At 70.3% G+C, this 20666-nt stretch carries 18 protein-coding genes; 12 read left to right on the top strand and 6 right to left on the bottom strand.

Annotation, left to right across the window (positions count from 1 at the left end; translation table 11 throughout):
• Nucleotides 1-4: 4 nt before the first annotated feature.
• Both wrbA and leuE read right to left on the bottom strand, forming a co-directional pair.
• Complete coding sequence (wrbA, locus tag ACGFZW_RS30490; protein ID WP_393896489.1) at nucleotides 5-628, bottom strand: NAD(P)H:quinone oxidoreductase; 624 nt, start codon at nucleotides 626-628, stop codon at nucleotides 5-7.
• 137 nt (nucleotides 629-765) lie between these two features.
• The gene (leuE, locus tag ACGFZW_RS30485; protein ID WP_393896488.1) at nucleotides 766-1434 is read right to left on the bottom strand and encodes a leucine efflux protein LeuE; all 669 of its coding nucleotides are present in this window, start codon (nucleotides 1432-1434) and stop codon (nucleotides 766-768) included.
• Nucleotides 1435-1549: 115 nt separating this feature from the next.
• On the opposite strand from leuE, the gene ACGFZW_RS30480 reads away from it, so the two are divergent.
• The gene (locus ACGFZW_RS30480; protein WP_393896487.1) at nucleotides 1550-2308 is read left to right on the top strand and encodes a MerR family transcriptional regulator; all 759 of its coding nucleotides are present in this window, start codon (nucleotides 1550-1552) and stop codon (nucleotides 2306-2308) included.
• 54 nt (nucleotides 2309-2362) lie between these two features.
• On the opposite strand, the gene ACGFZW_RS30475 is transcribed toward ACGFZW_RS30480, so the two are convergent.
• Nucleotides 2363-2728, bottom strand: a complete 366-nt coding sequence (locus ACGFZW_RS30475) for a YbjQ family protein (RefSeq protein ID WP_393896486.1) — start codon at nucleotides 2726-2728, stop codon at nucleotides 2363-2365.
• A 260-nt stretch (nucleotides 2729-2988) separates the two neighbouring features.
• On the opposite strand from ACGFZW_RS30475, the gene ACGFZW_RS30470 reads away from it, so the two are divergent.
• Complete coding sequence (locus ACGFZW_RS30470) at nucleotides 2989-3708, top strand: DedA family protein (protein ID WP_393896485.1); 720 nt, start codon at nucleotides 2989-2991, stop codon at nucleotides 3706-3708.
• 350 nt (nucleotides 3709-4058) lie between these two features.
• A complete protein-coding gene (locus ACGFZW_RS30465; RefSeq protein ID WP_393896573.1) occupies nucleotides 4059-5765 on the top strand; it encodes a threonine/serine exporter ThrE family protein in 1707 nt (568 codons plus the stop codon).
• 164 nt (nucleotides 5766-5929) lie between these two features.
• Here the strand turns inward: ACGFZW_RS30465 and ACGFZW_RS30460 are convergent, their stop codons facing one another.
• Nucleotides 5930-6424, bottom strand: a complete 495-nt coding sequence (locus ACGFZW_RS30460) for an inorganic diphosphatase (RefSeq protein ID WP_108151010.1) — start codon at nucleotides 6422-6424, stop codon at nucleotides 5930-5932.
• An 86-nt stretch (nucleotides 6425-6510) separates the two neighbouring features.
• On the opposite strand from ACGFZW_RS30460, the gene dacB reads away from it, so the two are divergent.
• On the top strand, nucleotides 6511-8067 hold the full coding sequence (gene dacB / locus ACGFZW_RS30455; RefSeq protein WP_393896484.1) for a D-alanyl-D-alanine carboxypeptidase/D-alanyl-D-alanine-endopeptidase: 1557 nt from the start codon (nucleotides 6511-6513) through the stop codon (nucleotides 8065-8067).
• On the opposite strand, the gene ACGFZW_RS30450 is transcribed toward dacB, so the two are convergent.
• Nucleotides 8064-9017 (bottom strand): IS481 family transposase, encoded by a 954-nt coding sequence (locus tag ACGFZW_RS30450; RefSeq protein ID WP_393896483.1) that lies wholly within the window; start codon nucleotides 9015-9017, stop codon nucleotides 8064-8066. The two genes, dacB and ACGFZW_RS30450, sit on opposite strands and share 4 nt — an antisense overlap.
• Nucleotides 9018-9481: 464 nt before the next feature.
• Between ACGFZW_RS30450 and ACGFZW_RS30445 the strand changes: the two genes are divergently transcribed.
• The 5 genes from ACGFZW_RS30445 (at nucleotide 9482) to folE (ending at nucleotide 15457) form a co-directional block, all read left to right on the top strand.
• Nucleotides 9482-10618: a zinc-dependent metalloprotease gene (locus tag ACGFZW_RS30445; RefSeq protein ID WP_393896482.1), complete on the top strand. Its 1137-nt coding sequence runs from the start codon at nucleotides 9482-9484 to the stop codon at nucleotides 10616-10618.
• Nucleotides 10619-10817: 199 nt separating this feature from the next.
• A complete protein-coding gene (gene tilS / locus ACGFZW_RS30440) occupies nucleotides 10818-11825 on the top strand; it encodes a tRNA lysidine(34) synthetase TilS (RefSeq protein WP_393896481.1) in 1008 nt (335 codons plus the stop codon).
• Between the two features lie 95 nt (nucleotides 11826-11920).
• Nucleotides 11921-12460, top strand: coding sequence for a hypoxanthine phosphoribosyltransferase (gene hpt / locus ACGFZW_RS30435; protein ID WP_393896572.1), 540 nt, complete (start codon nucleotides 11921-11923; stop codon nucleotides 12458-12460).
• Nucleotides 12461-12733: 273 nt separating this feature from the next.
• A complete protein-coding gene (gene ftsH / locus ACGFZW_RS30430) occupies nucleotides 12734-14743 on the top strand; it encodes an ATP-dependent zinc metalloprotease FtsH (RefSeq protein WP_393896480.1) in 2010 nt (669 codons plus the stop codon).
• Nucleotides 14744-14851: 108 nt separating this feature from the next.
• A complete protein-coding gene (gene folE / locus ACGFZW_RS30425; RefSeq protein ID WP_393896479.1) occupies nucleotides 14852-15457 on the top strand; it encodes a GTP cyclohydrolase I FolE in 606 nt (201 codons plus the stop codon).
• Nucleotides 15458-15641: 184 nt separating this feature from the next.
• Here the strand turns inward: folE and ACGFZW_RS30420 are convergent, their stop codons facing one another.
• A complete protein-coding gene (locus ACGFZW_RS30420) occupies nucleotides 15642-16757 on the bottom strand; it encodes an alpha/beta hydrolase (protein ID WP_393896478.1) in 1116 nt (371 codons plus the stop codon).
• A 141-nt stretch (nucleotides 16758-16898) separates the two neighbouring features.
• Between ACGFZW_RS30420 and ACGFZW_RS30415 the strand changes: the two genes are divergently transcribed.
• The 3 genes from ACGFZW_RS30415 (at nucleotide 16899) to ACGFZW_RS30405 (ending at nucleotide 20402) form a co-directional block, all read left to right on the top strand.
• Nucleotides 16899-18749 carry a phosphatidylglycerol lysyltransferase domain-containing protein gene (locus ACGFZW_RS30415; RefSeq protein ID WP_393896477.1) on the top strand — a complete coding sequence of 617 codons (1851 nt, stop codon included), beginning with the start codon at nucleotides 16899-16901 and terminating at the stop codon, nucleotides 18747-18749.
• Between the two features lie 190 nt (nucleotides 18750-18939).
• On the top strand, nucleotides 18940-19899 hold the full coding sequence (folP, locus tag ACGFZW_RS30410; RefSeq protein WP_393896476.1) for a dihydropteroate synthase: 960 nt from the start codon (nucleotides 18940-18942) through the stop codon (nucleotides 19897-19899).
• A gap of 5 nt (nucleotides 19900-19904) precedes the next feature.
• Entirely contained in the window at nucleotides 19905-20402 is a 498-nt protein-coding gene (locus ACGFZW_RS30405) for a nuclear transport factor 2 family protein (RefSeq protein ID WP_393896475.1), read from the top strand.
• Nucleotides 20403-20666: the final 264 nt, after the last annotated feature.

Below are 20666 nucleotides of genomic sequence, written 5' to 3'. Positions count from 1 at the left end.
CTCCTCAGCCGGCCTGGGCGAGGCCGGATTTGATGGCTTTGGTGAACTTCACCACGCGGGCCGCCTGGATCCGGGCAGCGGTGCGCGCGTCGTCGTCGACCGGCGCGTCCGGGCCGCCGGTGTGCGAGGTGCCGTAGGGATTGCCGTCGGTGTACTTCGCCGGGTCGGTGTAGCCGGGCGTGACGAGGATGCCGCCGAAGTGGTGGATCGTCTGGTAGAGCGCCAGCAGTGTGGACTCCTGGCCGCCGTGCGCGGTGGCGCTCGCGGTGAAGCCGCTGTAGACCTTGTCGGCCAGTTGGCCGTGCCGCCAGAGGCCGCCCAGGGTGTCGAGGAACTGCTTGAGCTGGGCGGTCACATTGCCGAAGCGGGTGGGGGAGCCGAAGATCACGGCGTCCGCCCAGAGCATGTCCTCCGGGACGGCCTCCATGATGTCGGCGGTCGCGGCGGCGTTCGCCGCCCAGGCCGGATAGGCGTCGATGACGGCCTGCGGAGCGAGTTCGGCGGTCCTGCGCAGCCGTACGTCGGCGCCCGCGTGCTCGGCGGTGTCCGCGATGAGCCGGGCGAGTTCGGCCACGGTGCCCGTCGACGAGTAGTAGATGACGGCGACGTTCACGTCATGCACGGGCATCGGCACACCTCCTGAACCCCGACGATAAGGGGACAAAGGGGGTGGAGCCTCCAGAGGGCGGCCGGGGGAAGGCAAACGGGCGGGGCGGGCCCCGTGAGGCCACTTCCCCGCCCCGTGGGCGACCGCCGGGGCCGGGCTCAGCCCGGTCCGGCCATCGACAGCTTCGCCGCGAAGCCGAGGAACGCCGCTCCGGCGCCCGCCGACAGGCCGGCCGACAGACGCCGGCGGCGCCGGAAAGTCGCGGCCAGGAACGTCCCGCTGAAGATCAGGATCGACAGGTACGTGAGGCTGAACAGCTGGGCCCAGGCGCCGAGCGCCAGGAACGACAGCACCGGGTGCGCGTAGGACGGGTCCACGAACTGCACGAAGAAGGAGATGAAGAAGAGGATCGCCTTCGGGTTGAGCAGCGAGACCACCAGCGCCCTGCGGTAGGGCCGCTCGACGGTCTCCTTCGCCCCCGCCGAGGCGTCCTCGTCGCCACGGGCCGCCCGGCGCGCCTCGCGGCCGCGCCACAGGGACCAGGCGCCGCGCAGCATGCCGACCGCGAGCCACGTCAGATAACCCGCGCCGGCAAACTTCACGATCGCGAAGAGGAGAGGGCTGGTCTGCAGCAGCGACGCCACCCCGCCCGCGGAGAGCGCCATGAGCACGGTGTCACCGCACAGCACCCCCGCCGCCGCCCGGTACGCCACACGCGGACCGCGCCGCGCGGCCACCGAGACGACGTACAGCGAGTTCGGGCCCGGCAGCAGAATGATCAGCGCGAGCCCCACCAGGTAGGTGGACAGATCCGTTATTCCCAGCATGGGCGGCAGGATGTCATCCCGGGCCCGCCCCCTTCATCCGGCTTTCAGCATCCGGACTTGCACCTCACGTGACGTGAGGACACATCGTGGCGTGGGTACCGGAAAAGGAGCGGAAGTGAGCTATTCGGTAGGGCGGGTCGCCGAGTTCTCCGGCGTCACGGTGCGCACCCTGCACCACTACGACGAGATCGGGCTGCTGGTGCCCGGTGCGCGCAACCACGCAGGTCACCGGCGCTACGCCGACGCCGATCTGGACCGGCTGCAGCAGATCCTGTTCTACCGGGAGCTGGGCTTTCCGCTCGATGACATCGCGGCACTTCTGGACGACCCCGATGCGGACCCGCAGGAGCACCTGCGGCATCAGCACGAGCTGCTGAGCGCCCGGATCGGCAGGCTCCAGGAGATGGCCGCCGCCGTCGAACGAGCGATGGAGGCACGAAGGATGAAGGTTCGACTCACACCCGAGGAGAAGTTCGAGGTCTTCGGCGACTTCGACCCCGACCAGTACGCGGAGGAGGTCGAGCGCCGCTGGGGCGAGACCGAGGCATACAAGGATTCGCAGCGCCGCACGGCCGCGTACGGCAAGGAGGACTGGCAGCGGCTGACGGCGGAACTCGACGCCATCCACCACCGCATGGCGGACCTGCTCGATCAGGGAGTGGCGCCGGACTCCGAGGCGGCGACGGACGTCGCCGAGGAGCACCGGCAGTTCATCTGCGGCGCCTATTACGACTGCACCTACGAGATCCACACCGGGCTCGGCGAGATGTACGTCGCGGACGAGCGGTTCACGGCCACCTACGAGGAGATCAGGACGGGCCTGGCCGGCTACCTGCGCGACGCGATCTTGGCCAATGCCGTCCGCCGAGTGTGATCCGGTACGGGCCGGGGGCTGCGCCTTCGGCCCGTACCGCCGCGCCGCGCCGGGTCAGCTCCTGGGGGCGATCACCACGGCCGTGCCGTAGGCACACACCTCCGTGCCGACGTCGGCCGCCTCGGTGACGTCGAAGCGGAACATCAGCACCGCGTTCGCACCCCGCGAGCGGGCCTGCTCGACGAGCCGGTCCATCGCCTGGTTACGAGTCTCCACCAGCGTCTTGGTCAGGCCCTTCAGCTCCCCGCCGATCATCGACTTCAGGCCCGCGCCGATCTGGCTGCCGACGTGCCGGGAGCGCACCGTGAGGCCGAAGACCTCGCCGATGACCCGCTGGACCGCATAGCCGGGTACGTCGTTCGTGGTCACCACCAGGACGTCGGACTGGGACTGCCCGCCGCCGTAGTCCTCGATGCTCATGGCGTACCTCCTCGGCGCCAGGATCACCCGCACCGGCGGGCCCTGCCAGCGGTCGGCGGCGAGCGGGTGGCGGCGGCCGGCCGGCGGCGCGTGGGTCGCGGCCCGCCCGAGTGGCGTACGACACCCGTGGCGTCGCCACGGCCCGGGAGCCGACTGGAACCATGGCGCGTCGCCCGGCGTTGATAGCTTTGGGCCGCACACTGCGCCTGCACCCGTCGCACCGCACGATCCGGCGCCCTCGACCCAGGAGCCTTCACCCCGTGAATACTCTCGCGCTCGGCCCCCAGTGGCTGGACCCGGACTACCTGATCGCGACGTTCGGCCTGATCGGCGTCCTGGTCATCGTCTTCGCGGAGTCCGGCCTGCTGATCGGTTTCTTCCTGCCGGGCGACTCGCTGCTGTTCACCACCGGTCTGCTGGTGACGACGAACAAGCTGGACAAGCCGCTGTGGCTGGTGTGCGCCCTGATCGTGCTGGCCGCCGTCCTGGGCGACCAGGCGGGCTATCTCTTCGGCCGCAAGGTGGGCCCCGCGCTCTTCACCCGCCCGGACTCCAAGCTCTTCAAGCAGGAGAACGTCGAGAAGGCGCACGAGTTCTTCGAGAAGCACGGCCCGAAGTCGCTGATCCTGGCCCGCTTCGTGCCGATCGTGCGGACGTTCACGCCGATCATCGCGGGCGTGAGCCGGATGAACTACCGCTCCTTCATCACCTTCAACGTCATCGGCGGCACCCTGTGGGGAGCCGGTGTGACGCTGCTCGGCGCGTCCCTGGGCAACATCGAGTTCGTCCACAAGAACATCGAAGCCATCCTGATCCTGATCGTGCTGGTCTCCGTGGTGCCGATCGCCATCGAGTACCTCCGGGCGCGGGGCAAGTCCAAGAAGGAGGCCGCGGCGGGCGCGGCCCGCCCGGTGGACCCGGCGGTCGAGCGGCCGCAGAGCGGTGCCGACGGCCGACGCGGGCGGCACGCCAAGCGCTGACGCCGGGGCCTGCTCCCGCGCTCCCTGCCTCTTACCCTCACCGTCACCTCGTTTCCTCCGCCCCGCCTGCGGCTGCGTGTCACACGCGTCCCTCCGGGCACACGACGGACCGTGTCATCGGCGTTCCCCGCCCGCCCCGGGCGGCAGAACGCCGCACCGGAAACGCGCGCCCCGAGCAAGCGCGGCGATCGGTCATCGGGCATCGTGTCCTTGACGGTCGGCAGGAGGCGTACGAGGAGCGAGGAGACGTGGCGTCGGATCCAAGGCGCGGCCAGCGCGGCACCAACGGCACGAACGACCAGACATCCCCCAGCAACGGCTCGAAGAGCGCGAAGAACGGCAGCAGCGCCATCAGCAACACCGGTAAGCCCGGCGAGGGTTCCTCGGACCCGGCCGGCACCCCTGAAGATCGCAAGTCCCAGTCGGACGAGGCGCACAGCGCCTTCACCCCGCCGCTGGGCGTGCCGTATCCCCCCGTGCCCGAGGAAGAGCACCCCACCTCCGAATTCGCGCTGCCCGAGGGGCTGCGCCCGGAGACGCCGACCGAGCAGGAGGGCTCGGCGTTCACGCCCCCCGCCGGCACCACGGGCCAGACCGGCCAGACCGGCTCGACCACCGCGGGCTTCGCCTTCACCCCGCCGCACGGCATCCCGATCGTCAGTCTCACCAAGGAAGTCCCCTGGCAGGACCGGATGCGCACCATGCTCCGGATGCCGATCGGTGAGCGGCCCGTTCCCGAGCGGGTCGAGCGCACCGACGAGTCGGGGCCCGCCGTACCGCGCGTGCTCGACCTCACCCTGCGTATCGGCGAGATCCTGCTGGCCGGCGGTGAGGGCGCCGAGGACGTCGAGGCCGCGATGTTCGGTGTCGCGCACGCCTACGGGCTGGAGCGGGTCGAGCCGACCGTCACCTTCACGCTGCTCTCGATCTCCTACCAGCCGTCGCTGGTCGACGACCCGGTCACGGCCAGCAGGACCGTCCGGCGCCGCGGCGTCGACTACAACCGCCTCTCCGCGGTGTTCCGGCTCGTCGACGACATCACCTCCGAGGGCATCACCCTCGAAGAGGCCTACCGCGGTCTCGCCGAGATCCGCCGTAACCGTCACCCCTACCCGAGCTGGGGCCTGACGCTTGCCTCCGGGCTCCTCTCCGGCGGCGCGAGCATGCTGGTCGGCGGCGGGCTGCTGGTCTTCATCGCCGCGGCGGTCGGCTCGATGCTGGGTGACCGGCTCGCCTGGCTCGCGTCCGGCCGCGGGCTGCCGGAGTTCTACCAGTTCGTGGTCGCGGCGATGCCGCCGGCCGCGATGGGTGTCGCCTTCGGCCTGCTGCACGCCAATGTGCAGGCGTCCGCGGTGATCACCGGTGGGCTGTTCGCCCTGATCCCGGGGCGGGCGCTGGTCGCCGGCGTCCAGGACGGCCTGACCGGCTACTACATCACCGCGGCCGCCCGTCTGCTGGAGGTCGGCTACCTCATCGTCGGCATCGTCGTCGGCGTGCTCAGCGTGCTCTACATCGGCCTCCAGCTGAATCCCGGCCTGCAGCGGCTCAACCCGGAGCAGGCGCTGGCGGCGTACAACGAGCCGCTGGTGCAGATCGGCGCCTCGATGCTGCTGGCGCTGGCGTTCTGCGTGCTGCTCCAGCAGGAACGTCACACCGTGGCCTTCGCGACGTTGAACGGCGGCGTCGCCTGGGTCGTCTACGGCGCCCTCGACAACGTCGCCGGGCTCAACGCCGTGCCCGCCACCGCCATCGCGGCCGGCCTGGTCGGCCTCTTCGGCCAGCTGCTCTCCCGCTACCGCTACGCCTCGGCGCTGCCCTACGTCACCGCGGCCATCGGCCCGCTGCTGCCCGGTAGCGCCACGTACTTCGGGCTGCTCAACTTCGCCCAGGGCAACCTGCTCGACGGCATCTCGTCGCTGATCAAGGCGGTCTCGCTGGCGCTCGCCATCGCCGTCGGGGTCAACCTCGGAAGCGAGGTCGCACGGCTGTTCCTGCGGGCTCCGGGCGTCGAGGTCGCCGGCGGTCGCCGCGCGGCCAAGCGCACCCGAGGGTTCTAGAGCCGTCCTCGGCCCCGCACACCCGGCCGGCCCACCGGCCGCGACACGAGAACGGGCGGCACCCCCAAGTGGGTGCCGCCCGTTCGCGTACGAAAATCGTAGTGCGCGAGGTGCGCGGAACTCAGCGTGCGGCGATCAGTGCGGACCGCCGCAAAACCGCTGGGTCAGTGTGCGCCGCCCTGCGCCTCAAGGCGCTTGTACGAGGCCTCGATCTCGGCCTCGGCCTCGGTGCGGCCGACCCAGTTGGCGCCCTCGACGGACTTGCCGGGCTCCAGGTCCTTGTAGACCTCGAAGAAGTGCTGGATCTCCAGGCGGTCGAACTCCGACACGTGGTGGATGTCCCGAAGGTGCTCCACACGCGGGTCGGACGCCGGCACGCACAGCAGCTTGTCGTCGCCGCCGGCCTCGTCCGTCATCCGGAACATGCCGATGGCGCGGCACTTGATGAGGCAGCCGGGGAAAGTCGGCTCGTCCAGGATGACCAGGGCGTCCAGCGGGTCGCCGTCCTCGCCCAGGGTGTTCTCGACAAAGCCGTAGTCGGCCGGGTAACTGGTCGAGGTGAAGAGTCGACGGTCCAGGCGGATCCGACCGGTCTCGTGGTCCACCTCGTACTTGTTCCGCGAACCCTTCGGGATCTCGATGGTGACGTCGAACTCCACGGGTGGCTCCTCCATGATCAACACATACGTCTGGTGATTAAGTGTCCCCCACGCAGGTGTGTGGTGGCGAAAGGGGCTGGTCCGAGGTGCCGGAGACCAGAACATGGCAGGTCAGATGGCAGTCGGCGCAGCAATCCGCGCGGGCGGCGGCGGACGCTGCGTTGCTCGCGTGGCGGTCCGCACCGGGCAGTACGAGGCAGACCTGGCGGCTGACAGCGGTGTCCGCCGCCACCGGGCTGACGGTCGCGGTCGTCGCGGTGGCGGCGACCGGTCCGTGGGACTCGGGTCAGCGTACGGCCGAGCGGGCCCGAGCGGCCGCCGAAGCGGGCACAGGTGGTGAGCATCACGGCAACCCAGGCAGCCCGGGAAACGCCGGGCCCGCGCCCAGCGCACCGCCCGTGCTGCCCGCGCTCGGCGGGCCGGGGCACGGATCCTCCGGCCGCGGCGCCGCGCCCGTCCCCACCGGAGCCGGCCTGGCCGACGCCCTCGCGCCACTGCTCAAGGACCCCGCGCTCGGCCCCTTGCGCACCGCGTCCGTCGTGGATGTCGCTGCGGGGCGCGAGGTCTTCGGCGCCAAGCAGAAGGAGGCCGCCACCCCCGCCTCGACGGTCAAGCTCGCCACCGCCGTGGCCGCACTGTCCGTCCTCGGCGCGGACCACCGCATCGACACCAAGGTCGTACGCGACGGCAAGGACCGCGTCGTCCTGGTCGGTGGCGGCGACCCGACCCTCACCGCCCGCGAGACGGAACCGGGAGCCGGGGAGCAGCCCGCGAGCCTGCGCGCTTTGGCCGACGACACCGCCCGCGTCCTCAAGAAGAGCCGGACCACCAAGATCACACTCGGGTACGACTCCTCGGCCTACTCGGGACCGCCCCAGCACCCCATCGGCGCCAACGAGAACATCGCTCCCGTCAGCGCCCTGATGGCCGACGAGGCCCGCCTCGACGACAGCGAGCACGGCACCGCGCCGCGCGACGCCGACCCGGCGGGAGCCGCCGCCCGCGCCTTCGCCGGACTGCTGCGCGAGCGCGGTATCGACGTCGACGGGAAGCCCGAGGGGGCCAAGGCCCCGGAGAAGGCCGACCGGGTCGCCCGGGTCCGCTCCCTGCCGCTCTCCGCCCTCGTCGAACGGATGCTCACCTACAGCGACAACGACATCGCCGAGGGACTGGCCCGGCAGACGGCGCTCGCCACCGGAAAGCCCGCCAGCTTCGCGGGCGCCGGCGAAGCCGTCCACAAGGCTCTCGCGGCGCAGCGGCTACCGCTGGCCGGCGCCGTCTTCGACGACGGCAGCGGCCTGGACCGCGACGACCGGGTCTCCGCGGCCCTGCTCTCGCAGCTCCTGCTGCGCGCATCCGCACCGGACCACCCCAACCTGCGCCCTGTCGTCACCGGCCTGCCGGTTGCCGCCTTCACGGGCACGCTCAGGGGCCGCTACGCCGACGAGACGGCGGGCGCGGGTGCGGTGCGCGCGAAGACCGGCACGCTCACCGGCGTGAACACGCTGGCCGGCAGCGTCGTCGACGCCGACGGGCGGCTACTGGTCTTCGCCTTCATGACGAGCGGCACCACAGACCCGCAGGGCGCCCAACGGGCCCTCGACAAGCTCGCCTCGGCGGTGGCGAACTGCGGGTGCCGCTAGGTGTGCTGACCGGAGAGGTTGGTGACGCGGCTGGCTGGGGTGTGGCCGCTGATTCCGGTGTGGGGTCGGTGGTAGTTGTACCAGTCCAGCCAGTCGGTGAACGCTGCCTGTCGTTCGGCGTCTGAGGTGTAGGGCCGGTGGTAGGCCCATTCGTCGAGCAGGGTGCGGTGAAAGCGTTCGACCTTGCCGTTGGTCTGCGGGCGCCAGGGCCGTGTCCATCGCGGTTGGATGCCCAGCTGGTGGCAGGTCTGGAGCCAGGTGTTCTTGCTGTAGGCCCAGGCGTTGTCGGTCAGGACGCGTTCGACGGTGATGTTCCGGGCGGCGAACCAGGCCGTTGCCCGGGTGAGGAAACCGGCGCAGGTGGCCGCCTTCTCGTCGGGGAGGTCTTCGGTGTAGGCGAGCCGGGTGTGGTCGTCCAGCGCGGTGTGGAGATAGGCCAGGCCGGCGCTGTTGCGGTTCTTGCGTCCGGTTGCCCGGCCGAGGACTTTGTGGCCGCCGCCGTCGGGGATCCGGCCGAGTTTCTTGACGTCGATGTGGAGAAGTTCGCCGGGCCGCTCTCGTTCGTAGCGGCGCACGGGCTCCCCGGTGGCCCGGTCGCAGACGGCCAGGGGCGGCAGGCCGTGGCGCTGAAGGATCCGGTGAGCGGTGGAGGCTGCGACGCCGACGCGGACGGCCAGCCGCAGTGGACCGGTGCGGTGCTCACGCCGCATGCGCACGACCTGGCCCTCGAGGCCTGCGGAGGTGCGGTGTGGCTGGTGGTGGGGCCTGCTGGAGCGGTCCTTCATCCCCGCGTGACCATGCAGTTCGTAGCGGCCGGCCCAGCGTGCGGCTGTCGTGTGGCTGACCTGGCAACGCTCCGCGGCCCGACGCAGCGGCCAGCCGTCATCAACGACGCACCGGGCAAGGCGCAGCCGTCCGGTCGGAGTCAGCGGCGCGTTACGGTGGATCACGAGGGCCTCCTGCACTCGGCGGTAGATGTCGCAATCCCCACCGAGCCAGAAGGCCCTCACCTCTTTCAAGCACCAGCACGCGTGTCACCAACGTGCCGGGACAGCACAGCTAGGCCGTGTCCACGAAGTCCCGCCTGGCCCGCGACGTCTGGCACGCACGCTCGCTGCGTTGTCGGGATCGCCCACGTGGACCGACTACGAGGACGCCCCTCCGCCTTGCGATCGCGCTCGGCCTCCGAAGGCGACGCCGAGCCGAGACGGAGCGAGTGCAACGAGCGCAGTGCACCAGACGCCGCGGACCCCGCCCTACAGGCGACGACGGGACTTCGCGGACACGCCCCAGGCCGTGTCCACGACGTTCGGACCGGCCGGCACGCGCCGCGCGGCGCCTGAGTTGTACGCGGACCGTGCGCGATCCGCCTGGTCGGCTACCCCCGAGCGGACCGCCCACGTACCGTGAACTCATGACGAGCATCGGTGGTGCGGAGATGGTCGACTGGAATCTCGCGGTTGCGACCGCGACCCGGTTTGTACGGCCGGGTCCAGAGGTGAGCCGGGACGAGGCGCGGGCGATCGTCGCCGAGCTGCGCAAGCACGCCAAGTCCTCCGAGGAACACGTCCGCGCGTTCACGCGGATGGCGCAGCCCGGCACGGAGGGCGAGGCGCCGCATGACACACCGGTCCTCGTCGTGGACCGGCCCGGCTGGATCAAGGCCAATGTCGCCGGCTTCCGGGCCGTCCTCAAGCCGCTGCTGGCCAAGATGGAGGACCGTCGCTCGTCGACCCCCGGCGGCGCCGTGCTCGGCGCGGTCGGCGGCAAGGTGACCGGTGTCGAACTGGGCATGCTGCTGTCGTTCCTGTCCTCCCGGGTCCTCGGCCAGTACGAGACGTTCGCCCCCGCCTCCCGGGACCTGCCCGCCGCGGCCCAGGGCGGCCGCCTGCTCCTCGTCGCGCCGAACGTCGTTCACGTGGAGCGGGAACTGGAGGTCGACCCGCACGACTTCCGGCTGTGGGTGTGCCTCCACGAGGAGACCCACCGCACCCAGTTCACCGCCGTCCCGTGGCTGCGCGACCACATCGAGGGCGAGATCCAGTCGTTCCTCGGCGAGACCGACATCGACCCCGGCACCCTGCTGGAGCGCCTGCGCGAAGCCGCCCAGTCGCTGGCCGGTGCCAAGCCGGAGGGCGAGGAGGGCGAGGAGGGCGGCCGCTCGCTCGTCGACATCGTCCAGACGCCCGCCCAGCGCGAGATCCTCGGCCGCCTCACCGCCGTGATGTCGCTGCTCGAAGGCCATGCCGACTTCGTGATGGACGGCGTCGGCCCCGACGTCGTGCCGTCCGTCGCCGAGATCCGCGAGAAGTTCCAAAAGCGCCGGGCCAGCGGCGCGGGCCGGCTCGACCAGGCCCTGCGCAAGCTGCTCGGTCTGGACGCCAAGCTGCGCCAGTACCGCGACGGCGAGCGGTTCGTCAGCGCCGTCGTCGACGAGGTCGGCATGGACGGTTTCAACCGTGTCTGGACGTCGCCGAACACCCTCCCCACCAAACAGGAGATCGCCAAACCGGCGGACTGGGTCGCGCGGGTGCACCGCAAGGCGGAGTAGGCACCGTAGGCGAGCGGCGTGTGCTGGGCACGCCGCTCGGCAGAAGCGCGCCCCTTCTATCACCCGTCTGAGGGACCGTGGCCCATGGATAGGCGTGCAATGCTCGGGGAACCGCTCGCCTCTGTCACCATCTAGGCACTCTGTGTGACGATTTCCGTCCACGGCCCGAGGCTCCCCAGCTGAACGATTGGAAACGGACATGGGTCCCCATCCAGCGGTCGCCGCGATACGCCTGGCGGTCCGCCGCGTACTCCACGACGTACTGAACCACCACTGCGCGCAGGACCGGCACGACTCCCCTCTCGTGCTCGTCGCGTGCTCCGGCGGCGCCGACTCCATGGCGCTCGCCTCCGCCCTCGCCTTCGAGGCCCCGAAACTGGGCGTACGCGCCGGGGGCGTCACCATCGACCACGGCCTCCAGGAGGGCTCCGACCTCCGTGCCGCCGAGGTGGCGCTCCGGCTGCGGACCCTGCGGCTGGATCCCGTCGAGACCGTCACCGTGCGGGTCGGCCGGGAGGGCGGCCCGGAAGCCGCGGCCCGCGACGCCCGCTACGCCGCCCTCGACGCCGTGGCCGAACGGCACGGCGCCGCCGCTGTCCTGCTCGGCCACACCCGCGACGACCAGGCGGAGACCGTACTGCTCGGCCTCGCCCGCGGTTCCGGCACCCGCTCGCTCTCCGGTATGGCCGCGACCGCCGGACGGGACGGCCGCTACCGCCGCCCCTTCCTGGACGTGGACCGCCAGACCGCCCGTAAGGCATGTCTCATCCAGGCCCTGCCCGTCTGGGACGACCCGCACAACGCCGACCCCGCCTACACCCGCTCGCGCCTGCGCCACGAAGGGCTGCCCGCGCTGGAGAAAGCGCTCGGCAAAGGGGTCGTCGAGGCGCTCGCCCGCACCGCCCAGCTCTCCCGTGACGACGCCGACGCCCTGGACGCCTGGGCCGCCGACGCCGAGGGCAATGTGCTCGACGACAGCGGCTCCCTCGATGTCGCCGCACTCTTCGCACTGCCCCCCGCGGTTCGCCGCCGGGTGCTGCGCAGGGCCGCCATCAGCGCGGGCGCGCCGGCCGGTTCACTCTTCGCCCGCCACATCGAAGAAGTCGACCGGCTGATCACCGCCTGGCGGGGGCAGGGAGCCATCAACCTCCCCGGGCGAGTAGGTGTGCGACGGCAGGGTGGCAGACTGGTCATTCGGCAGGGCTGAGTCGCGGGACACCGAGGCGCCGCCCCGCTTCATGAGTCTCACGACTGACATGAACACCGAACCGAGTGAGAGTGGCACGGGTGGACGACAAGGACATGGGCTCCGACCTTCAGTCGGTACTCATCACCAAAGAAGAGATCGACGCGAAGCTGGGCGAGCTGGCCGCGAAGATCGACGCGGAGTACGCGGGCAAGGACCTGCTCATCGTCGGCGTCCTGAAGGGCGCCGTGATGGTGATGGCGGATCTGGCGCGCGCGCTGTCCACCCCCGTCACGATGGACTGGATGGCCGTGTCCTCCTACGGCGCGGGCACCCAGTCCTCAGGCGTGGTCCGCATCCTCAAGGACCTCGACACCGACATCAAGGGCAAGCACGTCCTGATCGTCGAGGACATCATCGACTCCGGCCTGACGCTGTCGTGGCTGCTGTCCAACCTCGGCTCGCGCGAGCCGGCCTCCCTGGAGGTCTGCACCCTGCTGCGCAAGCCGGAAGCGGCCAAGGTCGCCATCGACGTGAAGTGGATCGGCTTCGACATCCCCAACGAGTTCGTCGTCGGCTACGGCCTGGACTTCGCGGAGAAGTACCGCAATCTGCCGTTCGTCGGTACCCTCGCGCCGCACGTCTACGGCGGCTGAGGAAGCACCACCCGCTCGCCGGCCGCCGTGGCCGGACGAGGGCCCGGACCGAACTCCGACGCCGGGCGGGAACCCACTGGGGTTTCCCGCCGTTGGAGCAGGGGAAGGCGGGATTGTTAACCGTGGGCGGCGTCGTCGGGTGACAATGCTGGGGTACCGTCCGAAGGCAGTCCTTTTTCGGGCCAGTAATACACCGTACGCACGACCAGCTCTCCACAGGGCTGTTGTGCCTCACTGTGGCAGGAGGGACGGGGCCTCAGCGGCTCCGTATGGATGGACGTGAAGCGATACTTCCGTGGGCCGGTCATGTGGATCGTGCTGGCCGTCCTCGCCGTGGTCGTGTTGATGCAGGTCGTCGGCTCGTCCGGCGGCTACAAGACGGTGGACACCGGTCAGGTCGTCAAGGCGATCGCTGACAACAAGGTGAAATCCGCCGAGCTGACGACCGGTGACGAGAACAAGATCAAGGTCGAGTTGTCGGGCGACAACAAGATCGATGGTTCCAACAAGATCCAGGCGAGCTACATCGGCGACCAAGGCGTCGATCTGGCGAAGAACCTGCAGGCCAAATACCAGACCGACGAGATCAAGGACGGGTACACCGTCTCCCCGTCGAAGCAGAACCCGTTCGTCGGTGTGCTGCTGTCGCTGCTCCCCTTCGTCCTCATCGTGGTCGTCTTCCTGTTCCTGATGAATCAGATGCAGGGCGGCGGCTCCCGGGTGATGCAGTTCGGGAAGTCGAAGGCGAAGCTGATCACCAAGGACACCCCGAAGACGACCTTCACGGACGTCGCCGGGGCGGACGAAGCGGTCGAGGAACTCCACGAGATCAAGGAGTTCCTCCAGGAGCCGGCGAAGTTCCAGGCCGTCGGCGCCAAGATTCCCAAGGGCGTGCTGCTCTACGGCCCGCCCGGAACGGGTAAGACGCTGCTCGCCCGCGCCGTCGCCGGTGAGGCCGGCGTCCCGTTCTACTCGATCTCCGGTTCCGACTTCGTCGAGATGTTCGTCGGTGTCGGTGCCTCCCGCGTGCGTGACCTCTTCGAGCAGGCCAAGGCGAACGCCCCGGCCATCGTCTTCGTCGACGAGATCGACGCCGTCGGCCGGCACCGTGGTGCCGGTCTCGGTGGTGGCCACGACGAGCGTGAGCAGACCCTCAACCAGCTTCTGGTCGAGATGGACGGCTTCGACGTGAAGGGCGGCGTGATCCTCATCGCCGCCACGAACCGTCCGGACATCCTCGACCCGGCGCTGCTGCGCCCCGGCCGTTTCGACCGGCAGATCGCCGTCGACCGCCCGGACATGCAGGGCCGTCTGGAGATCCTCAAGGTCCACCAGAAGGGCAAGCCGGTCGCCCCGGACGTCGACCTCACGGCCGTCGCCAAGCGCACCCCCGGCTTCACCGGTGCCGACCTCTCCAACGTCCTCAACGAAGCCGCTCTGCTGACGGCTCGTAGTGACGCGAAGCTGATCAACAATCACTTCCTGGACGAGGCGATCGACCGTGTCGTGGCCGGACCGCAGAAGCGGACCCGGATCATGTCCGAGAAGGAGAAGAAGATCACCGCGTACCACGAGGGCGGACACGCCCTGGTCGCGGCGGCTTCACCGAACTCCGACCCGGTACACAAGATCACGATCTTGTCCCGTGGCCGGGCCCTGGGCTACACCATGGTCCTGCCCGACGAGGACAAGTACTCCACCACCCGCAACGAGATGCTCGACCAGCTGGCATACATGCTGGGCGGGCGCGCGGCGGAGGAGCTGGTCTTCCACGACCCGACCACGGGCGCTGCGAACGACATCGAGAAGGCCACGGCAACGGCCCGCGCGATGGTCACGCAGTACGGCATGACGGAGCGGCTCGGCGCGATCAAGTTCGGCACCGACAACTCCGAGCCCTTCCTGGGCCGCGAGATGGGTCACCAGCGCGACTACTCCGAAGAGGTCGCCGCGCTGGTCGATGAGGAGGTCAAGGCCCTCATCGAGACCGCGCACAACGAGGCGTGGGAGATCCTGGTCGAGAACCGCGATGTCCTCGACAACCTCGTGCTGACGCTCCTGGAGAAGGAGACCCTGGGCAAGGAAGAGATCGCCGAGGTCTTCAAGCACATCGTGAAGCGCCCGGCCCGCCCGGCGTGGACCGGCTCCTCGCGTCGTACCCCGTCGACCCGGCCGCCGGTGCTGTCGCCCAAGGAGCTGGCGCCTGCCAACGGCTCCGTGACGACCGCCACCGTCTCCACGGAGAAGACGGAAGCCCCCGAGGAACCTCGCTCGGAGAGCTGATCGGGGAGTTCTTCCCGGCCCCGGAATGAATGCCGCGCCCCCCAGGTTTTAGCCTGGGGGGCGCGGCATTCCGCGATTCGTGCGGGCGCAGAAGGAACGAGGCACCTCATGACGGACCCTGTGACGCTGGCCGGCGACGGCACCATCGGCGTATTCGACGAGAAGCGCGCCGAGAAAGCCGTGCGCGAGCTGCTCCTCGCCGTCGGTGAGGACCCGGACCGCGAAGGGCTGCAGGAGACGCCGGCTCGGGTGGCGAGGGCGTACAAGGAGATCTTCTCGGGCCTCTGGCAGGAGCCGAAGGATGTCCTGACCACGACGTTCGACATAGGCCACGACGAAATGGTGCTGGTCAGGGACATCGAGGTGTACTCCACCTGTGAGCACCACCTGGTCCCGTTCCACGGCGTCGCGCATGTCGGCTACATCCCGTCCACCGACGGAAAGATCACCGGCCTGTCCAAGCTGGCCCGGCTGGTGGATGTCTACGCCCGCCGCCCGCAGGTCCAGGAGCGGCTCACCACGCAGATCGCCGACTCCCTGATGCAGATCCTGGAGCCGCGCGGCGTGATCGTCGTCATCGAGTGCGAGCACATGTGCATGTCGATGCGCGGTATCCGCAAGCCCGGAGCCAAGACCCTGACCTCGGCCGTCCGCGGTCAGCTGCGGGACGCCGCGACCCGTTCCGAGGCGATGAGCCTGATCATCGGCCGCTGAGCCGTGGCGCCGCACCGGCCCCCGGGGGCGGTGCGGCGGAGTGCTGCGAGGGCCGGATGCGGCGTGCGGACCTTCCGTGCGCCGTATTGCTATGAGAGGGCGCGTGTTGTGAGAGGGCGCACTCTGCGCCCTTCTGGGGGCGTGCTGAGGCTCCCGGGCCGCGTGGGGCCTCCGAGGGTCCTCGTCAGACCTTGAGGTGGTCGCCGAGCCAGTCCATGGCGGCGGGGATCTCCCGGCGCCAGGTGTTGAAGTTGTGGCCACCGCTGTCGAGGATGATCGACGCGACGCGCGAGGGCGACTTCGTCTGCTCGATGAACCTCAGCGTGTGCCGGTAGTTCGGCTCCCCCTGCTTGCTGCTCGTGACCAGGAGGTTCACCGGCGGAGCGGGCAGGTGCTGCTGGCGCCACAGCAGGTTGTTCTCGCGCTCCAGCTGCCGGTCACCGCCGAAGAGGTCGCCGGTGGTGGCGTCGAGCGGCGCCCGGTAGTTGGCGGAGAGGCCGACGGCGGTGGAGTACGCGTCGGGGTGGCGCATGGTCATCTTCAGCGCGCAGTAGCCGCCGGTGGAGTCACCGATGATGCCCCAGCTCTTGGCCTCGGTCCCTATGCGGTAGTGCGTGGAGATGTCCGTGCGCAGGTCCCGGGTGAAGAAGGTCTCGGTCTGCGGGCCACGCGGTATGTCCATGCACTCCGTGTCGCGGGGCGGCGCGACGGTCGGGCGCATCATCACCAGCACGGTCGGCTGCGTCTTGTGCTGCTTGACGAGGTTGTGCTGCGTCTGCGGGAAGTGCAGCTTCTTGTAGAGCGCCTCGGCGGTGCCCGGGTAGCCGGTGAGGACCACGGCCGCGGGGAACTTCCGGTGCGCGTACTCCGGCTGGAAGTACTGCGGCGGAAGGTAGACGTACGCCGGGCTGTTGATCTTCGACGTCTCGCCGCGGACCAGGACCTTGTCGATCCGCCCGCCGACCTTGGGCTCGGAGCCGCCGGGAACGCTGACGCGCTGGGTGCCCAGCATCTTCAGCTTGGTGCCGTTCGGGCCGCTCTCGTAGTCGGTGACCACGCCGGGTGCCTGTTCCTGGCCGAAGAGGTCGGCCCAGGAGGCGTAGAAGCCGAAGGAATGGTTGGCGAAAAGACCGATCGAGGCGAAAAGGGAGATCTGGGTGGCCAGCAGCAGACCGATCCGGCCCAGAACGGCGCGCCAGTTTCCCTTGGACAGGCGAGGCCAGAGCCAAATGGTGAGGATGAACAGTGCTACTGCGATGACGACGGCAAGAAGCAGCACTTTCTTGCTGGTGAGACCCATGTGGTGCTTTCTTCCGGGCGGCCGGCCCATCCGTGCCGCTAAGGGAACCCCGAGCCCTGAAACGCCGTCATACAGGGCGCAAAAAGTCCAGATGTTGCGACAAGGCTCGCATGTTCTCTCGACCGGGGCGACGGGAAAGTGATGTCTGACAGGCAAGATGACGAAAAGCCGGAGAGGGTTGCGTGGCGAACGCCACGCCGGCTCCGTGGCCCGCGGCCGGAATCGGTGCCGCGGTGCGTCGGGACGGCCGGCGCCGTCGTCGGCCTGCTGAACCTCGCGGCCGGTGTCTTCCCGCGATTCCGGCACAGTCGCATGCATGCCATGGCCGAGGTGCTGCCCGGTGCCGTGAGCCCATTGGCGGCGGCCGCGTCGATCGTCGTCGGCATTCTGCTTCTGCTGCTGGCCCACGGTCTGAAGCGGCGCAAGCGGCGCGCGTGGGTGGCCGCGGTGGCGCTGCTGCCGGTGGGTATCGCCGCGCAGCTCGTCTATCGCCACTCCGCTCTCGGGGCGGCGCTCTCGCTCGCGCTGCTGGTGTTCCTGGTGTGGCACCGGCGTGAGTTCGCCGCCCTCCCGGATCCCCGGAGCCGCTGGAAGGCGGTGGCCAATCTCGTCGTCCTCGGCGGTGTGAGCTTCGCCATCGGCATGGTCGTCGTCAGCTCCCACCCCCACAAGACCATCGGCTCGCCGTCCTTCTGGGAGCGGGCGCAGCACGTGCTGTGGGGCCTGTTCGGCTTCGAGGGCCCGGTCGGCTACACCCACCGCGTCGACTACACCGTCGGCTATTCCCTCGGCGCGCTCGGCCTGCTGACCGTCGCCACCACCGCGTACCTCGCGTTCCGGCCCGAACACCCGGCGGCCCGGCTGACCTACGACGACGAGCGACGGCTGCGGGAACTGCTCGACAAGCACGGCGGCCGGGATTCGCTCGGCTATTTCGCGCTCCGCCGGGACAAGGGCGTGGTCTTCTCGCCGACCGGTAAGGCCGCCGTCTGCTACCGGGTGATCTCCGGTGTGATGCTGGCCAGCGGCGATCCGATCGGTGACGTCGAGGCCTGGCCGGGTGCCATCGAGCGCTTCATGGAGGAGGCCCGTGCGCACTCCTGGACGCCGGCGGTGACCGGCTGCAGCGAGACCGGCGGCCAGGTGTGGACCCGGGAGACGGGCATGGACGCGCTGGAGCTCGGCGACGAGGCGATCGTGGATGTCGCCGACTTCACCCTGTCCGGCCGGGCGATGCGCAACGTACGGCAGATGGTCAAGCGCATCGAACGCAACGGGTACGTGACCCGTGTGCGGCGGGTGTGCGACCTGGAGCCCGCGGAGCTGGAGCGGATCCAGCAGGCCGCGAACGCCTGGCGGGACACCGACACCGAACGCGGCTTCTCCATGGCGCTGGGCCGGATCGACGCGGGCGACGACGGCGACGCGGTGATCGCGACGGCGCATCGTGCGCCCGCCGAGGGTGAGGAAGCCGGGCCCTACGGGGACTTGAAGGCGATGCAGCACTTCGTGCCGTGGGGCGACACGGGGATCTCCCTGGAGCTGATGCGTCGCGACCGCGCCGCCGACCCGGGAATGAACGAACTGCTGATCGTGGCCGCTCTGCAAGCGGCTCCGGACCTGAGTGTCAAACAGGTGTCGCTGAACTTCGCGGTGTTCCGCTCCTCGCTGGAGCGCGGTGAGAAGCTCGGCGCCGGACCGGTTCTCCGGATCTGGCGCGGCATGCTGATCTTCCTCTCCCGCTGGTACCAGATCGAGTCGCTGTACAAGTTCAACGACAAGTTCCGGCCACGTTGGGAGCCCCGCTTCGTGGTCTTCCGCAACAGCCGCGACATCCCGCGGATCGGCCTGGCGGCGCTGCAGGCCGAGGGCTATCTGGAGCTGCGCCTGCCGCGCGTACTGCGCCGCGGGGGCCCCGCCGAACTCCGGCCGTGCGCGCATGGTCCGGCGCCCGTGACGCCCAGGGCGACAGCGATCGAGAAGGCCGCCTGAGGGCGGGGGAGGGGCGTCGTACGGGGACCGGAAGCCTGCCGCGGTGCCTGTGGCTGAGGGGGCCCGGCCGGCCCCCGCGGCGGGCTGCTCCGGCCCGGACCGCCTTGTCGGCCGCCGGCCCGTGCGAGGGCGCCTCGCCGCTGCAGGTGGCCGCAATCCGGCCAGTCGGAACACGGCCTAGGCTGGTGCCATGAGTACCTTGCGTGGCCGGGTGGCCGGACTGCCGGACTGGGACCGCTGCGCGGTGATGGGCGTCGTGAACGTCACGCCTGATTCGTTCTCCGACGGGGGCCAGTGGTTCGACACCGAGCTGGCCGTCAAGCACGGGCTCGACCTCGTGGCCCAGGGGGCCGACGTGGTGGACGTGGGCGGTGAGTCGACCCGCCCGGGCGCCGCACGGGTGGACGAGGCCGAGGAGCTGCGCCGGGTCGTCCCGGTCGTGCGCGAGCTGGCCGCCGCCGGTGTCGTGGTCTCCGTCGACACGATGCGCGCGTCGGTCGCCGAGCGGGCCGTGGAGGCCGGGGCGCGGCTGGTCAACGACGTGAGCGCGGGGAACGCCGACCCGGCGATGGTGCCGATGGTGGCCGCCTCCCACGTGCCCTTCGTGGTGATGCACTGGCGCGGGCAGTCCGTCGACATGAACGACCGTGCCGTCTACACCGACGTGGTCGCGGAGGTCGTCGACGAGCTAGGGCAGAGCATGGAGCGGGCCGTGTCCGGCGGCGTCGACCCCGAGCGGATCGTCATCGACCCGGGGCTCGGTTTCGCCAAGGGCGCCGCGCACGATCTGGCGCTGGTCGCGCAGCTGGCGCGGCTGCGGGCGCTGGGCAGGCCGTTGCTGGTGGCCGCATCGAGGAAACGCTTCCTGGGCAGGGTGCTGGCAGGGGACGAGGGAGCCACCCCGCCGCCGGCCCGGGAGCGGGACGCCGCGACGGCCGCGGTGTCGGCGATGGTGGCGCGAGAGGGGGCCTGGGCGGTGCGGGTGCACGAGGTCAGGGCGAGCGCGGATGCGGTGCGGGTGGCGCGTGCCGTGGAGGAAGCGGGCCGTACGGCCGGTACGACTGACTCGCGCCCCACGGGCGATACGGGCAATGCGGGAAATATGGCAGGAACGAGCGATATGACGGCGAACGCGACGGGAACGGTGTGAGCGGCTTGGGCCCACGGACGGACATCGAGCTGGTCGAGCAGGCGAACACGACCCTGTACGAGACCATCGAGCAAGGCGATCACGAGGCGCTGTCCGAGCTGTGGCTGGACGGCGAGGTGAGCGTCGTCCACCCGGGGTGGCCGGTGTTGCGCGGGCGCGGTGAGGTACTCCGCTCGTACGCCCTGATCATGGCGAACACCGAGTACATCCAGTTCTTCCTGACGGATGTGGAGATCGATGTCGTCGGCGACACGGCGCTGGTGACCTGCACCGAGAACATCCTCAGCGGCGGACCGGCCGAGGATGACGGCTCGGTGGGGCCGCTCATCGGCCAGCTGGTGGTGGCGACCAATGTCTTCCGGCGTACGGAGGACGGCTGGCGGGTGTGGTCGCACCACGGCTCGCCCGTGCTGGCGGACCGCGACGACGAGGAAGACGGCGATGACGACGAGGACGGCGACGACGACGGCCCGGTAGGCGGAGGGGCGCCCGGCGGGGTCTGAGGGCGTGCGGGCCGCGCGAGTGCGCGCGGCCCGCCGGTCCCGTGTGGTGAGCCCGAGGCGCCTTTCTGTGGGCGGATCCACCGGCGCGGAGCCGGCGCCGGCCGTCCGGTGGAGGCCGTCGGCCGGCGTAAACGGTGGGCGTCAGCGGGGTGGCCGAGGCGCACCCGTTCGAGCCAAGTGCGGCAGGGGTAGGGGTGGGGCGCGGGGGGCAGGGGTAAGAGGCCGCGCGGATGACCTCCCCGGTCGGCTAGCAGCAGTACGGGG

The sequence above is a fragment of the Streptomyces sp. NPDC048248 genome, from assembly GCF_043201875.1.
In the GTDB taxonomy this organism is placed as follows: Bacteria; Actinomycetota; Actinomycetes; order Streptomycetales; family Streptomycetaceae; genus Streptomyces.
Note: the sequence above shows the minus strand (reverse complement) of the source record. Positions and strands in the feature narration are given on the sequence as shown.

Excerpts from the sequence above, each read along its gene's own strand:
- wrbA (WP_393896489.1), bottom strand. The coding sequence starts at position 628 with ATGCCCGTGCATGACGTGAACGTCGCCGTCATCTACTACTCGTCGACG.
- leuE (WP_393896488.1), bottom strand. The coding sequence starts at position 1,434 with ATGCTGGGAATAACGGATCTGTCCACCTACCTGGTGGGGCTCGCGCTG.
- ACGFZW_RS30475 (WP_393896486.1), bottom strand. The coding sequence starts at position 2,728 with ATGAGCATCGAGGACTACGGCGGCGGGCAGTCCCAGTCCGACGTCCTG.
- ACGFZW_RS30445 (WP_393896482.1), top strand. The coding sequence starts at position 9,482 with ATGACGAGCATCGGTGGTGCGGAGATGGTCGACTGGAATCTCGCGGTT.
- tilS (WP_393896481.1), top strand. The coding sequence starts at position 10,818 with ATGGGTCCCCATCCAGCGGTCGCCGCGATACGCCTGGCGGTCCGCCGC.
- hpt (WP_393896572.1), top strand. The coding sequence starts at position 11,921 with ATGGGCTCCGACCTTCAGTCGGTACTCATCACCAAAGAAGAGATCGAC.
- ftsH (WP_393896480.1), top strand. The coding sequence starts at position 12,734 with ATGGACGTGAAGCGATACTTCCGTGGGCCGGTCATGTGGATCGTGCTG.
- folE (WP_393896479.1), top strand. The coding sequence starts at position 14,852 with ATGACGGACCCTGTGACGCTGGCCGGCGACGGCACCATCGGCGTATTC.
- ACGFZW_RS30420 (WP_393896478.1), bottom strand. The coding sequence starts at position 16,757 with ATGGGTCTCACCAGCAAGAAAGTGCTGCTTCTTGCCGTCGTCATCGCA.
- ACGFZW_RS30415 (WP_393896477.1), top strand. The coding sequence starts at position 16,899 with ATGTCTGACAGGCAAGATGACGAAAAGCCGGAGAGGGTTGCGTGGCGA.
- folP (WP_393896476.1), top strand. The coding sequence starts at position 18,940 with ATGAGTACCTTGCGTGGCCGGGTGGCCGGACTGCCGGACTGGGACCGC.